The sequence below is a fragment of the Photobacterium lipolyticum genome, assembly GCF_003026475.1.
Classification (GTDB): domain Bacteria; phylum Pseudomonadota; class Gammaproteobacteria; order Enterobacterales; family Vibrionaceae; genus Photobacterium; species Photobacterium lipolyticum.
Genome location: NZ_PYMC01000001.1, coordinates 266,335 through 282,067, shown reverse-complemented (window position 1 = coordinate 282,067; position 15,733 = coordinate 266,335). Strand labels below are relative to the sequence as shown.

The following is a 15,733-nucleotide window of genomic DNA, read 5'->3' as shown; positions in this document are numbered from 1 at the left end:
TGGGACAATTGCCAGATAATTAATGAAATATCGATTAATTAGACACTTATCGTTTTAGTGCTTTTTTTAGTTTTGTCTTTACTGAACGCCAGTGGGTCATTGGAAGTTTTGGTGCACGGTTGAGTAGGTATTGGAATTCCTGTTCAGAAGGCTGGACCTCACCACCATGGGCGAGGAAAATTGAATCGGGCTTTAATGCCATGACTTTATTTAATGAAGAACGATATCGGTTAGGATAAAAAACAGGGAATGGAGGAATATAGCGACCTTTTACTTTGACCATTAAATCAGCGACATAAATGCGATTGCTCGGTAAGTGGTGCAAAGATAAATCTCGGTCGGTGTGACCTTGGGTCGCAAGTGCAACCCATTCAGGAAAGTCGGGTAAAGTATCACCGTCACCAAGCTTATAGTCGGCCCGAAGCTTACTTGAGTACCATACATTACGCCGGGGCTTGTTCATGCGTTTCGCTACCCATTTAGCCAGCAGCATATCGGTGAAATGCATCAATATACCGTCAAACCCTGCATACCACTGTCCAGCCACATTGGCTGCTGCAATTTTACAACCCGTTAAACGGCGTAGTTTTTGGGCGGCACCTGCATGATCTGGATGCATATGGGTAACAACAACGAGGCTAAGATCATTTATTGGTCGTTGCAGCGAGCCCGTAATAAATTGTGTTAACACGGGTATATCAGCACGGCTACAGCCATCGAGTAATAAAAGCTTATCTTGATATTCAGCTAAATATATCGATTGAATATAACCTTCTAATTGATGTAGTTTCATAGGGTAAGTGAATACTTTTATTACTTATTATTTAAGTAATTATCACGATATTAAAAATTCATTATGGTCTAACTCATTCGACCATACAAGCTGCCAGGTTTGTGTGCTCTGCCTACCGAGATTGCCTATTGACGATTTTTCCCATACCGCGCTGGCAATCAATGTAATTTCAGATCAAGCTTGGGAGCTATAATTAGCTCCCAGCATGATCAATAATTACTGGCTGATCTCCTGGTACCCTTTCATATAAATTATGAATAGCTGAAGTTCCTAAACATGTCATCCCGGAATCGAGGTACGAGATATCCCGGAGCCAGTTCTAACCGTGCGCGCCTTAGATTCCGTATAAGTTCGTTCCTCACTTTATGGAATGACGATGTTTGGCGACTGAACTCATCAAAACTTCTGTGATGAAGTGCTAGTTTGTCGAAAAGCGGTTTACTGCAATTTGAATTTCCCCACAACAGATTTTAACTGACTGTTTGCCGCAGCCAGATTGATGGTCTCATTTGTTGTCGCTTCTCCATTAGAAGATAACTTCCCTACGATTTCACGGATAGCAGCCATATTACGGGTGATTTCATTTGCAACAGAGCTTTGCTGTTCGGCTGCGGTAGCAATATGGGTATTGAGGTCATTAATGTGGGTTACCGAGTGAGCGATAGTATCAAGATCATTTTCCACCAAAGACGTACTTTCTGCCGTTTTTTCGCATGTTGATTTAGTCGCAACCATTGCAGAAATTGCGGAACATGAACCATTACGTAATTTTTTTAATGTTTGCTCAATTTCTGCTGTACTCGTTTGTGTTCTGGCTGCCAGTGCCCTTACTTCATCAGCAACAACGGCAAACCCTCTGCCTTGCTCTCCGGCTCGGGCTGCTTCTATGGCAGCATTTAACGCAAGCAGGTTTGTCTGATCGGCTATTTCACCGATCACATTCAGCACATTGGTGATCTCCAAGGTGTCTTTTTCTATTTCGGCAATGCTGGCAGAGGTATTTTCAACATTATCAACAAGTTGAGATACCGTGTATGTAGCTCTGGTTACAACATTTTTAGAGTCTGTCACTTGCGAATTGGTTTTATGAGTGAATTGGGAGGCTTCAGATGCATTACTCGCGACATCATTCGCAGTAGCGCTCATCTCCTCAATAGCAGTAACGATTTGCACCGTCTCTGTCGCATGAGCTGTTAATACCTCGTTGTTTGCGTCTGTTTGGTGTTTAAGCTGGTCGACGCTACGGGAAATGTGTTCGGAAGACTGCGAGACTTCAAGCATCAATGATTGCAGGTTCTCGATAAAAATATTGATCCCTTGTGAAATTTGGCCCAGGTCATCGCGACTAGTAACCGGCAGTCGTCGAGTGAGATCACCGTTTCCTTTTGATAAATCAAGTACCACATCTTTAAGTGTGAGTATTGGGCGGTATAGCTGGTTTAACACCACAATGACAATCAGGAGTGCAATGATCAGAATAACAGCGGATGTTGATAATGCATTGACGAGCGCCGCTTCAACATCGGCATAAACCACAGATTTTTCAACGCCGACATAGAGATACCATTTATGACCGTCAACAAGTGGAATTTCAGAGAAATAGGCACGTTTATCAGCTCCGGCCCACTGGTAATCGGCAGCACCAGAGCCCAAGGTCGCCATCTGCTGTTCCAATTTTGGAATATCAAAATAGATCCCTAGCTCATCGCTGGGATCTGAGGATGCCAGCTGAGAAAATTGTTCACTAAGGATTAAGATCACCGCACCAGGGAAATCTACATTGTTAATAGCATCATTAAGACTTTTCAATGAGAGATCACCGACCACCACACCCTCGCTGCTAATTGGGGTCGCAATGCTCACCATCAAATCTCCGGTTGTATCATCGGTATAGATATCGGTCAGTATGGTTTCCTTTTTTGCTAATGCTTGCTGGTACCAATCACGGGTACGCGGATCATAATCACGCACATCAAAGACACCATTATTGCCACCGGAATCACCGAAGGCACGGCCATCACTGTAGCCAACGGTAAAGCTGGAATATCCAACAGATTCGGTGAGTAACCTTGCTATCTCAACATATTCGCTGTTTGAGTGATTGGATCGGAAAAAAGCTTTGCTTGAGTCGAGCGCACTCACTTTTGTCTGCATTGATAATTCGATTTCTCGCTTTGCACTTTTTACAATTAATTGCGATTGTTCTTCAATCGATGCAATTTTGTCGTTTTTGAAATTGTTATAAGACAGCCAGTTGGTGACCAACAGTGCCGCTGATACCAGTAGAGCAACAGTAAAAATAATGCGTTGCTTAAAACCAATACGTCGAAATGAGAGGTCTTTCATATCTGCCTTCTTAGTTACTACTATAAAAAAATATTCGATTTATCAGACGGATAAAGATTCTAATCTTAAATCGATGCACTGTAGAGAGCTGAGATCACTCATACTCTATCGGATTGAAATGCCAGTAGAATATTATGATAAAGGATGTTTTTGGTGGTTATGGCGGAACAGGGATGTTTTTATCTTTTTATACAATAAATTAGCGAATAATTTATCTTCTGGAGTAAGCCAAAATCAGATGGTTAGTGAAAATATAAACAATCCAGTTGCATACAAAACTACATGTTGTTGGGTATTAAGAATTTCTTATATTGTTGTGTTTTGTGATGTTCGACCGATTGGGGGGCCGTCTGACTCTGCAGTAAAGCTGTGCGTTGTGCTAAATATCTGTTAGTGGATGTATTTTGCTACGGGGATCTCATTGAGCAAGGCAAATTTATTTGCTTCGAGTTCACCTGGCGGCATTGGCTTGCCGAGGAAATAGCCCTGGCAATAATCGAAATTGCATGTTTGCAGGTATTGCAGCTGGTTGGCGGTTTCGACGCCTTCTGCAACGATTTTTAAATCGAGTTTTTCACAGATGGCCCGAGTTGCTTCAACGATAGCCTGGCTGCCTTTGTGCTCTCCCTGAACAAAACTTTGGTCCAGTTTGACCGTGCTGATTGGCAGATCCTGGAGTTGTGAAAGGGAAGAGTATCCGGTTCCGAAATCATCAAGGTAGAGCTCTAATCCCAATGCTGCCAGATCTTCCAGACACTGTTTAGCATCATCATATTCCTGCAACATGGTTGATTCTGTTAGCTCCAGCGCCAACTGGGCGGGATCGATATCAAACTGCTTTATTATGGATTCAATTGTCGGCGCCAGATTGGATTGAAGCTGAGCACGTGACAAGTTAACACTCATAATGAACTTCTCATCATACCGGCTTTGCCATGAGGCAAGTTGCTGGCAGGCCGTTTTCAGAATCCATTTCCCCAAAGGTACTATTTGACCTGTTTCTTCCGCTAGTGGGATAAATTCAGCCGGCGAAACCTGTCCCAACTCTTCGTCGTACCAGCGAATCAATGCTTCAAAACCTTTAAGTTTTCTAGCTTTTAAATCAACAATTGGCTGGTAGTAGAGTTCAAAAGCGTCAGCTTCGAGTGCCAATGTCAGGTGATGACGTAACGTCATCTTTCGATATAAGACATCAGCCATATCTGGCGAAAAGTGGTGGCTGCGATTACGGCCTCGCAATTTAGCACGGTGCATTGCCATATCGGCCTGGCTGATCAGAGTTTCAATCTCCTGCGCATCAACTGGGTAGCTAGCAGTACCGATACTACACCCAATAGAAAGTTCACCGACGTCTTTAACGTGGAAAGGTTTATTCAGCTCTTTGATGATTGTCTTTGCAAACAACGGGGTGTTTTGGACATTACGATGTTCAACCTGAATAATAAACTCATCACCACCAAAACGGGCTAACAAGCCTTTCTGTTGCAGTGTTTCTGTCAAACGTACCGCAATGGCGCGTAACAGTTTATCGCCGATGGCATGGCCATAGGTATCATTCACCAGTTTAAAGCCATCAATGTCGAGAAATAGCAAATCGTAAGGTTGCTGACTATGATGCGACTCATTTATTGCATTAGAGATACCATGACGATTCAATAATCCAGTCAAAAAGTCATGTTTTGCATAGTGTGTGGCTTGTTTAAGCCTTTCTTTTTCAGGGCTAATATTGATCAGGTGTAGTAAAAGCTGCTGGTTGTCTTGCAGCCATTTTCCTTTGATATCAAACCAAAGGTGGTTTTGTCCGGTCCAGCACAACTTTGTATGGATAATTGAACCCTGCTGTTTGGCATCTTCTATCCATGCGCTCGCGAGTTCAATATCACCAAGAAAGTTAGCCAGATCATGCAAAGACTGACCAAAAGAGTGACTAAAGGTATTATTGGCACTGATCAGATCACCCCGGTCGGAAAATAGCAGAGCAAGATTAGAACAATCTGAAAAGGCAAGATCGTGACGCATGGTGGATTCTTCGGCAATCACTTCAACCAGCATGACAACACGTCCATCTGGTAAGGTAATACCCGAGAATGTGCAAAGAGCCTTTTTCAATATTTGCTTAGGGGTAAAGTTCCACCACGTTTTAATCGCTTCTCCGTTGCCAAATCGCTGACGATAACCATTCAAGGTGGCTTCAACGGCCTCTGACATGTCCTGGGCGAAATCTCGGGCAGTTAATTCTTCTAAAGAGCTGGCTTCCCATAAAGGTAAAGAGGTTTTGTTGGCCCAGATTATTTTTTTACAGTCGAGATCAAACACCCATATTGGCGATTGAATATGATCAAAAAGCGAAAAGGTATCGTTCATCACCAGTGCTTAGACATTGATTGGCTAGAAAGTGCTACGAGAGTAACGTAAAAATATTTTTATAAATATTTAATTAATGGAAAAGCGTGATATTACTTCATTAATTGCAAAAACTCGAGGTGTAAGATGTTGAAAAATAGCGATAAAGACTGTAGTGGTTACTTTGTTGTTATGTTGAATTATGTAACACTGTGTTTCTTAGTTTAATGCGAGCTTTAGCTGTAAACCAATGAACTGCTTGTCATAAGGTGCGCCCGCCTCTAATGCAAAATTTGCCGCATTAGCGTTCCCAAACCAAGGGGTATAGGTAAAGCTGACGTCGGTATCACCATGCCACCAATCTGAAACCCAATAATGGATATGACCGACTGGATTGAGGAAAAAGAGGCTGACTTCTCCCAGAGTTTCAGAGCCGAGTACTTCACCACCATTTGCTGTGATGTCTAATTCAGTCTGGAACATCAGCTCACCCACCGCAGCACCGAATAAAGGTGTGACGATAATATCCTGTATCGAGGGGACCTCCGCAAAGGCTTCGACGCCATATTCATAGAAGAACGTTGACATAGTGGCTGAATATAAAAACGATTCCCATTCATCAAAACCTGAATGACGGGCAGCTGTATAGTAAACACCACCAAAATAAGGGTGCATGATGTAGTTTAGATAATGATCGTCATTATCCCATACCGGACCTTGGCTGACGTTATCCCACCACTTGCTGCCGAGATTACTTAAGTTGCGATCTTCTTCATCCCAATTGGTCACACTTTCAGGCAGTAACGTCATCATGCCGACCATTGCCAGACTCAGGCCTAAAATGGTGTAAGACTGTTCCAGAAGGTAATCCCAGTTCTGCTCTGGTGCCGCAGAAAGATGCATCGGAATCGTATTGATGGAATTAACAGAGAATAAAGGATCGACTTCTTTATTTATGTCATTTGCATTGTTACTACCAGATAAAGCCTGGTAATCGGGTTGATAATTATACTTTAGAAAAAGACTCTGGCCATCATAATACTCGTTGCTGACGGGAGGCTCATTCCATGCGTAAGTCGGAGCGGTTAATGTGCAACTAAGTAAAAATGAAGAGTAAAGTTTATTGCGCAACTTATGCTCCGAAAATTAAAAACGAAGGCTGATTCCAATATTTATGAGTGCAAATCGCCATAACTCAATGAGTGCACTGATAATTATTGCTAAAGCTTAAGAAATATATGTGCAATAAGTATCACTTATTATCAGTGATATTCCTAGCATTAATATGAATTTGATTGGCTATGTTCAGGCTCGTATTGCCGAGCCTGAACAAGAGGAGGAATGGGTATTTGATTAGCAGGATAAATAATTATGTTGAAAGATAAACCGACCCTAGCCAACAGCAGGAATAAGGCCTGCCATCTGCAGGAACTGTGCGCTGATAATAAGAATACCTGCGCCAGTAACGGCAATCAGAGCTGGCGTTCCGCCACGAACCCGATAGCCCAAGTCTGTCTGTTGTTTCCGTTGCACGTTAACCATTGCAACCGGTAAGAAAATAGCCAGAACCACCAAAGCAACTGCCGCATAGCCAAGTGCCGTAATAAAGCCTTGCGGATAGAAAAGTGCAAAACCCAATGGCGGAATGAAAGTGACCAGCGCTGTTTGCAAGCGCCCTTTTACTTGATTGTCGCGGCTTAAAATATCGGATAGGAAATCAAACAGGCCCAGGCTTACACCAAGAAAAGAGGTCGCTAGTGCCAGATCAGCAAAAACAGAGACCGATCTACTGACCAATGGGTTATGGAGCATTTCACTTAACGTATTAATGAATGAGCCTAGTGTTGTACTGGCCATTAAATCAGGCTGGCTTAATACCCCCTGACTGGCAATTTGCCAAAGAATATAAATGATCAGCGGAACAGCAGAGCCTATCACCATTATTTTACGCAGTACTTTAATGTCTAAACCGACATAGCGAACAATTGAAGGGATGCTACCGTGAAAGCCAAATGAGGTGAAGATCACTGGCAGAGCAGAAATGATTAGCCCGTTTTGTACTGGCATATCAACAAGGTGCTGGCCTTGAACATGCGGAACAAGTAAACCAAGCATCACAGCCAGTGCGATGACTTTCAGAGTGAACAGAATACGGTTCACAATATCGACCGAGTGAGTACCAATAGAGACAGCCGTTGCAATAATCAGGGTAAAGCTAATAACGCCAACCTGAGGGGCCACGTTTAATCCCATCCAGTTATTGAGTTTATCGTTTAACTGATCGCCGCCACCGGCAATGTAAGCGGCACATAATGCATAAAATAAGAACATCATAGCAAAGCTGGCGATAACCTGACCTTTTCGACCTAGTAGCTGATGGGCCAGGCTATGTAAGGTCGCATTTTGATCCGCATGCTGGTGGACTTCCAGCATGAGCAACGCGGTATAAATCATTAATGCCCAAATGGCGAACATAGTGAGAGTTGCAGCGGTAAATCCAAGCCCGGCAGAAGCCAGTGGTAATGCCAGCATGCCTGCGCCGATCGTAGTTCCGGCGATGATCAGCATGCTGCCGAAAGTTTTGTTCATGGTCATTAAAATTGTAGTTCCCGGATTTATAAGCGTTTTTGTGGTTAGGGAGAGGCGTGTACACCTGTGGTTAATCTCCCAATCGGAAAATAAAGCCACAACGGCGTCATTGAGATGAAACTGTTAACTTTAGTTTACACCCGATCGTGCCGTTGTGGCTGGCGATAAGAGGTGTAGCAATAGGCGATATTCACAATTCTTGCTCTTTGATTAGTGGTAACGGGCAGAATAAAGACGAAAAGGTACTTTTATCTGCTGGTCGATACCTTAAAGCCAGTTCGCTTAACTGTCAACTTTTGTGAATCTGGGTGTAAATAAAAATTTACATCACGGGGTGTTTTCTTGTCTTTCTATTGACGCTCGCCCTTGCAGAGTGATTTTCTTTAGAAATCGCTCCCTTGAACTTGACTCCCAGTGGTGTTCATAACGGTTAGATAATTAATGGAATTGGTATAATTTGGGTATATATTGATATCTGATGAATTGCAGAAGAGGAAGTCATGTTGCAGATTGCGATGATCAGTACTGGTGAAGAAGTGCTGCACGGAGATATTTTGGATACGAATGCGGCATGGTTATCACGTCTTTTTTTTCAGCATGGTTTCGCGTTATCACGTCGTACGACGGTTGGTGATCAGCTAGAAGCGCTAGCTACTGAAATAGAGCACTGCAGTCTTACCTCTGATATTGTGGTGATTAATGGGGGACTAGGGCCAACCAGTGATGATTTAACCGCTCAGGCCGCTGCCATAGCCAGTGATGTTGGCCTTGAGCAGTCTGATTATTGGGTAGAGCAGATGCAGGTTAAGTATCAGAAACTGGGCAGGGAAATGCCAAAGACTAACCTGAAGCAAGCCATGTTACCTGAAGGGGCAGAGTTGTTAGAAAACCCGATAGGTACAGCTTGTGGTTTTGCGATGAAACTGAATCGCGCCTGGTTGTTTTTCACCCCAGGAGTTCCCAGTGAATTTAAGCAGATGGTGCAAGTTGAAATTGTACCTCGTTTAACCCGTGCCTTTCCTAAGGTAGCAGCGCGTGATTGCCTCCGTTTTTATACGTTTGGTTTATCAGAATCGGGCATTAGCGAGACATTATCTCCGTTGTCTTTGCCTAAAGGGTATGAAATTGGCTATCGCTCGTCATTGCCGTTTATTGAAATTAAATTGTTTGCACCGAGAGGCGATGAGCAAGCTCATTCTCTGCAGCAAACAATGGTCTCACTGCTGGGTGATAACGTAGTCGGTGTTGGGAAAACGCTGCCTGAGCTGGTTGGAGAGCTGCTGGTTAAGCAAGATCTTAGCTTAACCATTGCAGAGCAGTCTACCGGAGGCTGGTTAACCAGTTGGCTGCAGGATTTCCCGAACGCCAAGGCTAAACTCCGCCAGGGATGGATGCTGGCGGCGAATACCGAGCCTGAGATGGCGACAAAGGATCTGCTTGCGTCTGCGTTAGCAATCGCAACAGCGGCCAGAGACGACACGGCATCAGATATTGCATTGGTATCAGGGCCTGTTCATGACGAGAAAGTTGCTGTCGCATTATCTACGCCACAAGGTGATTGGGCGCAGCTAATTAAAACAAAACGTCGTTATGCATCAAATGACCACCGTAATATGGTCGCGACAGTGATGCTTGATATGTTACGCCGCTGGCTGGATGACAGAGCAGTGATTGGTCGCTATGAATCGATCCAGCGTGAGAGCGAGATCTTTTTGCCTGCCGATAGATAGGATCTATTAAAACGCAGGGTTCATGAGAGCGTAGTGGTGCGATGAATGCTGCCGCTACCGTGCGCAGCATCTTAGCCCGACGGCTATTAACCCGTATGGGACTTTAAGGAAGGTATCAGTTCGTAATTGAACTCTAATTCTACATTTGCCTTTGGGATTGAACGGCAGGCAAGAATTTCATTTTGACCCACAAAAGCCATGGCGTCCTGCTGATCGACAGCGCCTGATTTGAGCTGGCAGCGGCAAGCGCCACACATGCCATTGCGGCATTGGTACTCTGGCTGTATGCCGGCATTTTCTAGCTGTACGAGCAAAGGCTCACGGCTATTGCCGTGAACCTCTTGTCCGTTAACCGTAATGGTTAGCCGACTCACAGCTCGAAATCACCCAGATCATCGGCACTGACATCGTTATCAATCTGGCCGACAAGGTAAGAGCTTATTTCCGCTTCCTGCGGAGCAACCTGAACATTGTCTGATGACAACCAGGAGTTGATCCACGGAATTGGGTTTTGCGTCGCGCCCGGGTAGGCGTGCTCCAGACCAACCGCTTTCATGCGCAGGTTAGTGATGTACTCAACGTACTGGCAAAGAATATCTTTGTTCAGACCAATCATCGAGCCATCTTTAAACAGGTATTCTGCCCATTCTTTTTCTTGTTCAGCCGCTTCTTTGAAAATGGCAAAGCAATCTTGCTCACATTCTTTCGCAATCTCTTCCATTTCAGGATCGTCATGACCGTTACGAAGCAGGTTAAGAATGTGCTGAGTACCTGTCAGGTGCAGGGCCTCATCACGGGCGATTAGTTTGATGATTTTCGCATTGCCTTCCATTAGCTCGCGTTCTGCGAAAGCAAATGAGCAGGCAAAACTGACATAAAAGCGAATAGCTTCCAGCGCGTTCACCGACATCATGCAAAGGTATAATTTTTTCTTGATGTCGCGAAGGTTTACCGTAATGATTTTGCCATTAATGGTGTGTGTCCCTTCGCCTAAACGATGATAATCGTTTGTTGCCGCGATCAGATCGTCATAGTACTTGGAAATGTCACCAGCACGTTTGATGATGTATTCGTTTTCAACGATATCATCAAAGACTACCGCAGGATCATTGACAATGTTGCGGATGATATGGGTATAAGAACGCGAGTGGATCGTTTCAGAGAACGACCATGTTTCAATCCATGTCTCTAACTCTGGGATAGACACAATGGGCAGCAGGGCAACATTCGGGCTACGGCCCTGAATAGAATCCAGTAACGTCTGATATTTCAGGTTACTGATAAAAATGTGCTTCTCATGATCAGGCAGATTGTTGTAATCAATACGATCGCCTGAGACATCCACTTCTTCAGGACGCCAGAAGAAGGAAAGCTGCTTTTCAATCAGTTTTTCGAAAATCTCAAATTTTTGCTGATCATAGCGAGCAACATTGACTGACTGGCCAAAGAACATAGGTTCTTGTAGCTGATCGTTATTGGTTTGACAAAAAGTGCTATATGCCATCATTTCCTCAAAATCAAAGGGGAGCTGACGCTCCCATTTAATGTTTAAATACTCATTATTCAGTACTGTGCAGCTTGCACAAGGTCTGAACCAAAAGTGCGCATCTGTCGCTGTATTAACGTATATAGCGCTTAGATCTTACAGCTGGTGCAGTCGTCTGTAGCATCAGTTTGGCTATCAGAGGCCCCGTCACGTGTATTATGGTAGTAAAGCGTTTTCACGCCGAGTTTATACGCGTTTAGCAGGTCTTTTAGCAACAGTTTCATCGGAACTTTACCATTTGGCTGGCTGCTCGGGTCATAGTTGGTGTTGGCAGAGATCGCCTGATCGATGAATTTTTGCATAATGCCTACAAGCTGCAAGTAACCGTCGTTGCTACCGATATTCCACAGTAGTTCGTAGTTATCTTTGTACTTGTTGTACTCAGGAACAACTTGCTTCAAGATGCCGTCTTTTGAGGCTTTTACTGACACATAGCCACGAGGTGGTTCAATACCATTGGTTGCGTTAGAGATCTGGGATGATGTCTCAGAAGGCATAAGCGCAGACAGGGTTGAATTGCGCAGGCCGTGAGTCTTAATTTCTTCACGTAGAGTTTCCCAGTCGTAGTGGAGCTCTGCACTACAGACTTTATCGATCTCTTTTTTGTAGGTATCGATAGGTAAAATGCCTTGCGCATACGTTGTTTCATTAAACGCAGGACAAGCACCTTGTTCTTTTGCTAAGCCGACAGACGCTTTCAACAGGTAGTACTGAATTGCTTCAAATGCCTGGTGAGTAACATTGTTTGCACTGCCGTCAGAATAACGAACACCGTGTTTGGCAAGATAATAGGCAAAGTTGATAACACCGACACCAAGGGTGCGACGGTTCATGGTTGAACGACGCGCAGCGGGTAGCGGGTAATCTTGGTAATCTAGCAGGGCATCTAACGCACGAACCGTCAGATCGGCGAGCTCTTCGAGATCGTCTAACGTATCAATGGCGCCTAAGTTGAATGCAGACAGCGTACATAGTGCAATTTCGCCATTTTCGTCTTCAACATTGCTTAATGGCTTGGTTGGCAATGCAATTTCAAGACATAAGTTAGATTGACGGATCGGCGCTACACTTGGGTCAAACGGGCTGTGGGTATTACAGTGATCGACGTTTTGAATGTAGATACGGCCGGTAGAAGCACGCTCTTGCATAAGCAGCGAGAACAGGTCGATAGCCTTAATGGTTTTACGTTTGATGCTGCTATCTTGTTCGTATTTCACGTACAGGCGTTCAAATTCGTCTTGATCGGCAAAGAATGCGTCATAAAGACCGGGTACATCTGACGGCGAGAACAAGCTGATGTTTGCCCCTTTGATCAGGCGGGTGTACATCAGTTTGTTGATTTGTACGCCGTAGTCCATGTGGCGTACACGGTTTTCTTCAACTCCACGGTTGTTCTTCAGTACCAGCAGCGATTCAACTTCGCCGTGCCAGATTGGGTAGAACAAGGTTGCTGCACCGCCGCGAACACCACCTTGAGAACAGCATTTAACTGCCGTCTGGAAGTACTTGTAGAATGGAATACAACCGGTGTGGAAGGCTTCACCACCGCGGATCTCAGACCCTAATGCACGAATACGACCGGCATTGATACCGATACCGGCACGTTGAGAAACATAGCGAACAATTGAACTTGCTGTTGCATTGATTGAATCAAGGCTATCGTCACATTCGATCAGGACACAAGAACTGAACTGGCGTGTTGGCGTACGTACACCAGACATAATTGGCGTAGGCAGTGAAATTTTGAATGTTGATGCCGCATCGTAGAAACGTTTGATGTAGCTAAGGCGCGTTTCTTTTGGATACTTACCAAACAGGCAGGCAGCAATCATGATGTAAAGGAACTGGGCACTTTCAAAGATCTGACCGGATACACGGTTTTGTACCAGGTATTTACCTTCAAGCTGCTTAACCGCAGCGTAAGAGAAATTCATATCGCGCCAGTGATCGATGAAGCTATCCATCTGGGCAAATTCTTCTTCGCTATAATCTTCAAGCAAATGCTGGTCGTACTTACCTTGTTTAACAAGCTTAGTAACGTGCTTATAAAGTGTTGGTGGCTCGAATTGACCATATGCTTTTTTGCGCAGGTTGAAGATCGCCAGGCGCGCTGCAAGGTACTGGTAATCGGGTGACTCTTCCGAGATCAGATCTGCTGCTGCTTTGATGATGGTTTCGTGGATGTCTGCAGTCTTAATACCATCGTAGAACTGGATGTGGGATTTCAGTTCAACTTGAGATACCGATACATTGACGAGGTCTTCTGCAGCCCAGGCAATAACGCGGTGGATTTTATCCAAATCGATAGTTTCTTTACGGCCATCACGCTTGGTAACAGTGAGTTGTTGATTCATTTTTTGTCGTTTTCCCGAAATTTCATATATCCGGTGCTTTTTTGCAACTTTAATAATAAGGCTAGCAAAGATTGTGATCTTTGTTACATTTCTTGTTGCGTGTAAAAACACTATATATGGTGGTGTTGAGCTTATGGGGTTACAAGATAGTGATGAAGACGCTATTTTGCAAGGTGGTAGTTTTCAACCGGTTGTGGATAACGTGGGGATTCAAAATAAATAGTTAGTGCCTACTAACCCGTTCTGGTCAGACATGGCAATATTAATGAAAAAAGCAACCCGTCTATGATTGCTTTTTTTAAAAATAAAAATTTATTTTTCTTGATTTTTAGTCGTTTTAAAGCAGTTCGATCAACCCCTGATAATTGTTTGAAATATAGCTTATTTGCGTTCATTTTGACTTTTCAGGGTGGTGATAAATGCTTCGGGTGTTTGCAGAATGCCATGCGCTTCCCAGTGCTCTGGTGTATGCGATTCGCCAATATAGCCCCAACCAGCAATGTAACGATGCATATTTGCTGCGCGAGCAGCAATCATGTCTTTTTCGATATCACCGATATAGGCACATCTATCGTGGTCGACACCAAGTATCTTACTGGCATAAAGCAGGGGCTCGGGGTGAGGTTTAGCTAAGGCGAGCGTATCACCGCAAACGATGGCTTGTGCTTTCAGTAGTTCCGGAAAAAAAGGCAGCAGCATATCTGTCAGGTACCGAGGTTTATTGGTCATAATGCCCCAGGGGATCCCTTGTTGTTCAAGGTATGAGAGTAACTGGCAGATACCTTGGAAGATAGACGTGCCGACACAGATATTTTGCTGATAGTAATCGAGGAACTCCTGTCTGAGTTCGAGCAGCTCAAGATGCGGAGGTATAACGCCAAAGCCTGCACTGAGCAATCCTTTTGCACCATAGCTGGTATTGGCTTTGATTTGGGGGGCGGTGAGCGGGCCATGACCATAATCGGCCAGTACTCGGTTTGCCGCTTCTGCCATATCAGGTGCGGTATCTAATAAGGTGCCGTCGAGATCAAACAGAACGGCTTGGATGGTTTTTGTCATGCTTAAATGTCCATATAGCAACCACAAAAAAAGAAGCACTATAGGAAGCATATACTCAAACTACCTCAAGATGCAGAGTTCAGCGCGAATTCATTGGCTTTTAGTCAAGACAAGCGTTTGAGTGAATATGGATAAAAGGGCAATAGCATGCCCTTTTATGGGAATATCAATACTGGCGTGAAAAAACTAAGGTTTGACGGTGTGCACAATGTAGTTCACATCAACGTTGCTACCTAACCAGTAGTGATCCGTTAACGGATTATAGTGAAGGCCGGTAATGTGGCGATCTTGAAGCGGGGTCGGGTCAATCATGCCAATCAATTCCGATGGGCGAATAAACTTTTTGTGATCGTGTGTCCCTTTAGGTACCAGCTTGAGTAGGTGCTCTGCGCCAACAATGGCAAAGAGGAAAGATTTGCTGTTACGGTTCAAGGTGGAAAAAAACACATGACCACCCGGTTTAACCATTTTGGCACACGCAGCAATCACTGACGCAGGATCGGGTACGTGCTCAAGCATTTCCATACAGGTGATCACATCATAGGTTTGTGGATGCAGCTCGGCGTGTTCTTCCGCTGTGCGTTGTACATACTCTAGCTTTGTGCCTGTCTCTAATGCATGCAGGCGGGCAACGGTCAGGGGTTCTTTCCCCATATCTAATCCAATGACATCGGCACCTTCCACCGCCATGCTTTCAGCCAGAATGCCGCCTCCACAGCCAACATCCAGTACTTTCTTGCCAAACAGCCCACCGGAACGGTCAATCACATAGTTCAGGCGAAGCGGGTTGATTTGGTGAAGAGGCTTGAATTCACCTTCGAAATCCCACCAGCGTGACGCCATATCTTCAAATTTACTGATTTCTGCCGGATCGACATTTAACTGCTTGGTCATTGTTATCGCCATTTTCCTTAACTGGTTGGCGTATTATAAACCTAAACTACGTCAAGATGCAGAGTTCAGTGAGAATTAT

The 15,733-nt window shown here is 44.4% G+C and carries 12 protein-coding genes; 2 read left to right on the top strand and 10 right to left on the bottom strand.

Features of this window, described 5'->3' with window-relative positions:
- Window positions 1-46: 46 nt before the first annotated feature.
- The 5 genes from C9I89_RS01150 to tyrP all read right to left on the bottom strand — a co-directional run bounded on the left by C9I89_RS01150 (window position 47) and on the right by tyrP (window position 8,077).
- Entirely contained in the window at window positions 47-793 is a 747-nt protein-coding gene (locus C9I89_RS01150) for an MBL fold metallo-hydrolase (protein ID WP_107281509.1), read from the bottom strand.
- Between the two features lie 438 nt (window positions 794-1,231).
- Complete coding sequence (locus C9I89_RS01145) at window positions 1,232-3,139, bottom strand: methyl-accepting chemotaxis protein (RefSeq protein WP_107281508.1); 1,908 nt, start codon at window positions 3,137-3,139, stop codon at window positions 1,232-1,234.
- A gap of 390 nt (window positions 3,140-3,529) precedes the next feature.
- Window positions 3,530-5,503, bottom strand: coding sequence for an EAL domain-containing protein (locus tag C9I89_RS01140; RefSeq protein WP_107281507.1), 1,974 nt, complete (start codon window positions 5,501-5,503; stop codon window positions 3,530-3,532).
- A gap of 198 nt (window positions 5,504-5,701) precedes the next feature.
- Complete coding sequence (locus tag C9I89_RS01135) at window positions 5,702-6,613, bottom strand: DUF3943 domain-containing protein (RefSeq protein ID WP_107281506.1); 912 nt, start codon at window positions 6,611-6,613, stop codon at window positions 5,702-5,704.
- A gap of 261 nt (window positions 6,614-6,874) precedes the next feature.
- Window positions 6,875-8,077 carry a tyrosine transporter TyrP gene (tyrP, locus tag C9I89_RS01130; RefSeq protein ID WP_107281505.1) on the bottom strand — a complete coding sequence of 401 codons (1,203 nt, stop codon included), beginning with the start codon at window positions 8,075-8,077 and terminating at the stop codon, window positions 6,875-6,877.
- Window positions 8,078-8,571: 494 nt separating this feature from the next.
- On the opposite strand from tyrP, the gene C9I89_RS01125 reads away from it, so the two are divergent.
- Window positions 8,572-9,801 (top strand): CinA family nicotinamide mononucleotide deamidase-related protein, encoded by a 1,230-nt coding sequence (locus C9I89_RS01125; RefSeq protein WP_107281504.1) that lies wholly within the window; start codon window positions 8,572-8,574, stop codon window positions 9,799-9,801.
- An 86-nt stretch (window positions 9,802-9,887) separates the two neighbouring features.
- On the opposite strand, the gene C9I89_RS01120 is transcribed toward C9I89_RS01125, so the two are convergent.
- From C9I89_RS01120 to nrdA, 3 genes are all read right to left on the bottom strand, one after another.
- Window positions 9,888-10,175 (bottom strand): 2Fe-2S iron-sulfur cluster-binding protein, encoded by a 288-nt coding sequence (locus C9I89_RS01120; protein ID WP_107281503.1) that lies wholly within the window; start codon window positions 10,173-10,175, stop codon window positions 9,888-9,890.
- A complete protein-coding gene (gene nrdB, locus C9I89_RS01115) occupies window positions 10,172-11,305 on the bottom strand; it encodes a class Ia ribonucleoside-diphosphate reductase subunit beta (protein ID WP_107281502.1) in 1,134 nt (377 codons plus the stop codon). The genes C9I89_RS01120 and nrdB overlap by 4 nt, the downstream gene beginning before the upstream one ends.
- A gap of 131 nt (window positions 11,306-11,436) precedes the next feature.
- Complete coding sequence (gene nrdA, locus C9I89_RS01110; protein WP_107281501.1) at window positions 11,437-13,701, bottom strand: class 1a ribonucleoside-diphosphate reductase subunit alpha; 2,265 nt, start codon at window positions 13,699-13,701, stop codon at window positions 11,437-11,439.
- Window positions 13,702-13,774: 73 nt separating this feature from the next.
- Between nrdA and C9I89_RS22380 the strand changes: the two genes are divergently transcribed.
- Window positions 13,775-13,924 carry a hypothetical protein gene (locus C9I89_RS22380; protein WP_170107592.1) on the top strand — a complete coding sequence of 50 codons (150 nt, stop codon included), beginning with the start codon at window positions 13,775-13,777 and terminating at the stop codon, window positions 13,922-13,924.
- A gap of 158 nt (window positions 13,925-14,082) precedes the next feature.
- On the opposite strand, the gene C9I89_RS01105 is transcribed toward C9I89_RS22380, so the two are convergent.
- Both C9I89_RS01105 and ubiG read right to left on the bottom strand, forming a co-directional pair.
- The gene (locus C9I89_RS01105; RefSeq protein WP_107281500.1) at window positions 14,083-14,760 is read right to left on the bottom strand and encodes an HAD family hydrolase; all 678 of its coding nucleotides are present in this window, start codon (window positions 14,758-14,760) and stop codon (window positions 14,083-14,085) included.
- Between the two features lie 186 nt (window positions 14,761-14,946).
- Window positions 14,947-15,654 (bottom strand): bifunctional 2-polyprenyl-6-hydroxyphenol methylase/3-demethylubiquinol 3-O-methyltransferase UbiG, encoded by a 708-nt coding sequence (ubiG, locus tag C9I89_RS01100; RefSeq protein ID WP_107281499.1) that lies wholly within the window; start codon window positions 15,652-15,654, stop codon window positions 14,947-14,949.
- Window positions 15,655-15,733 lie beyond the last annotated feature (79 nt).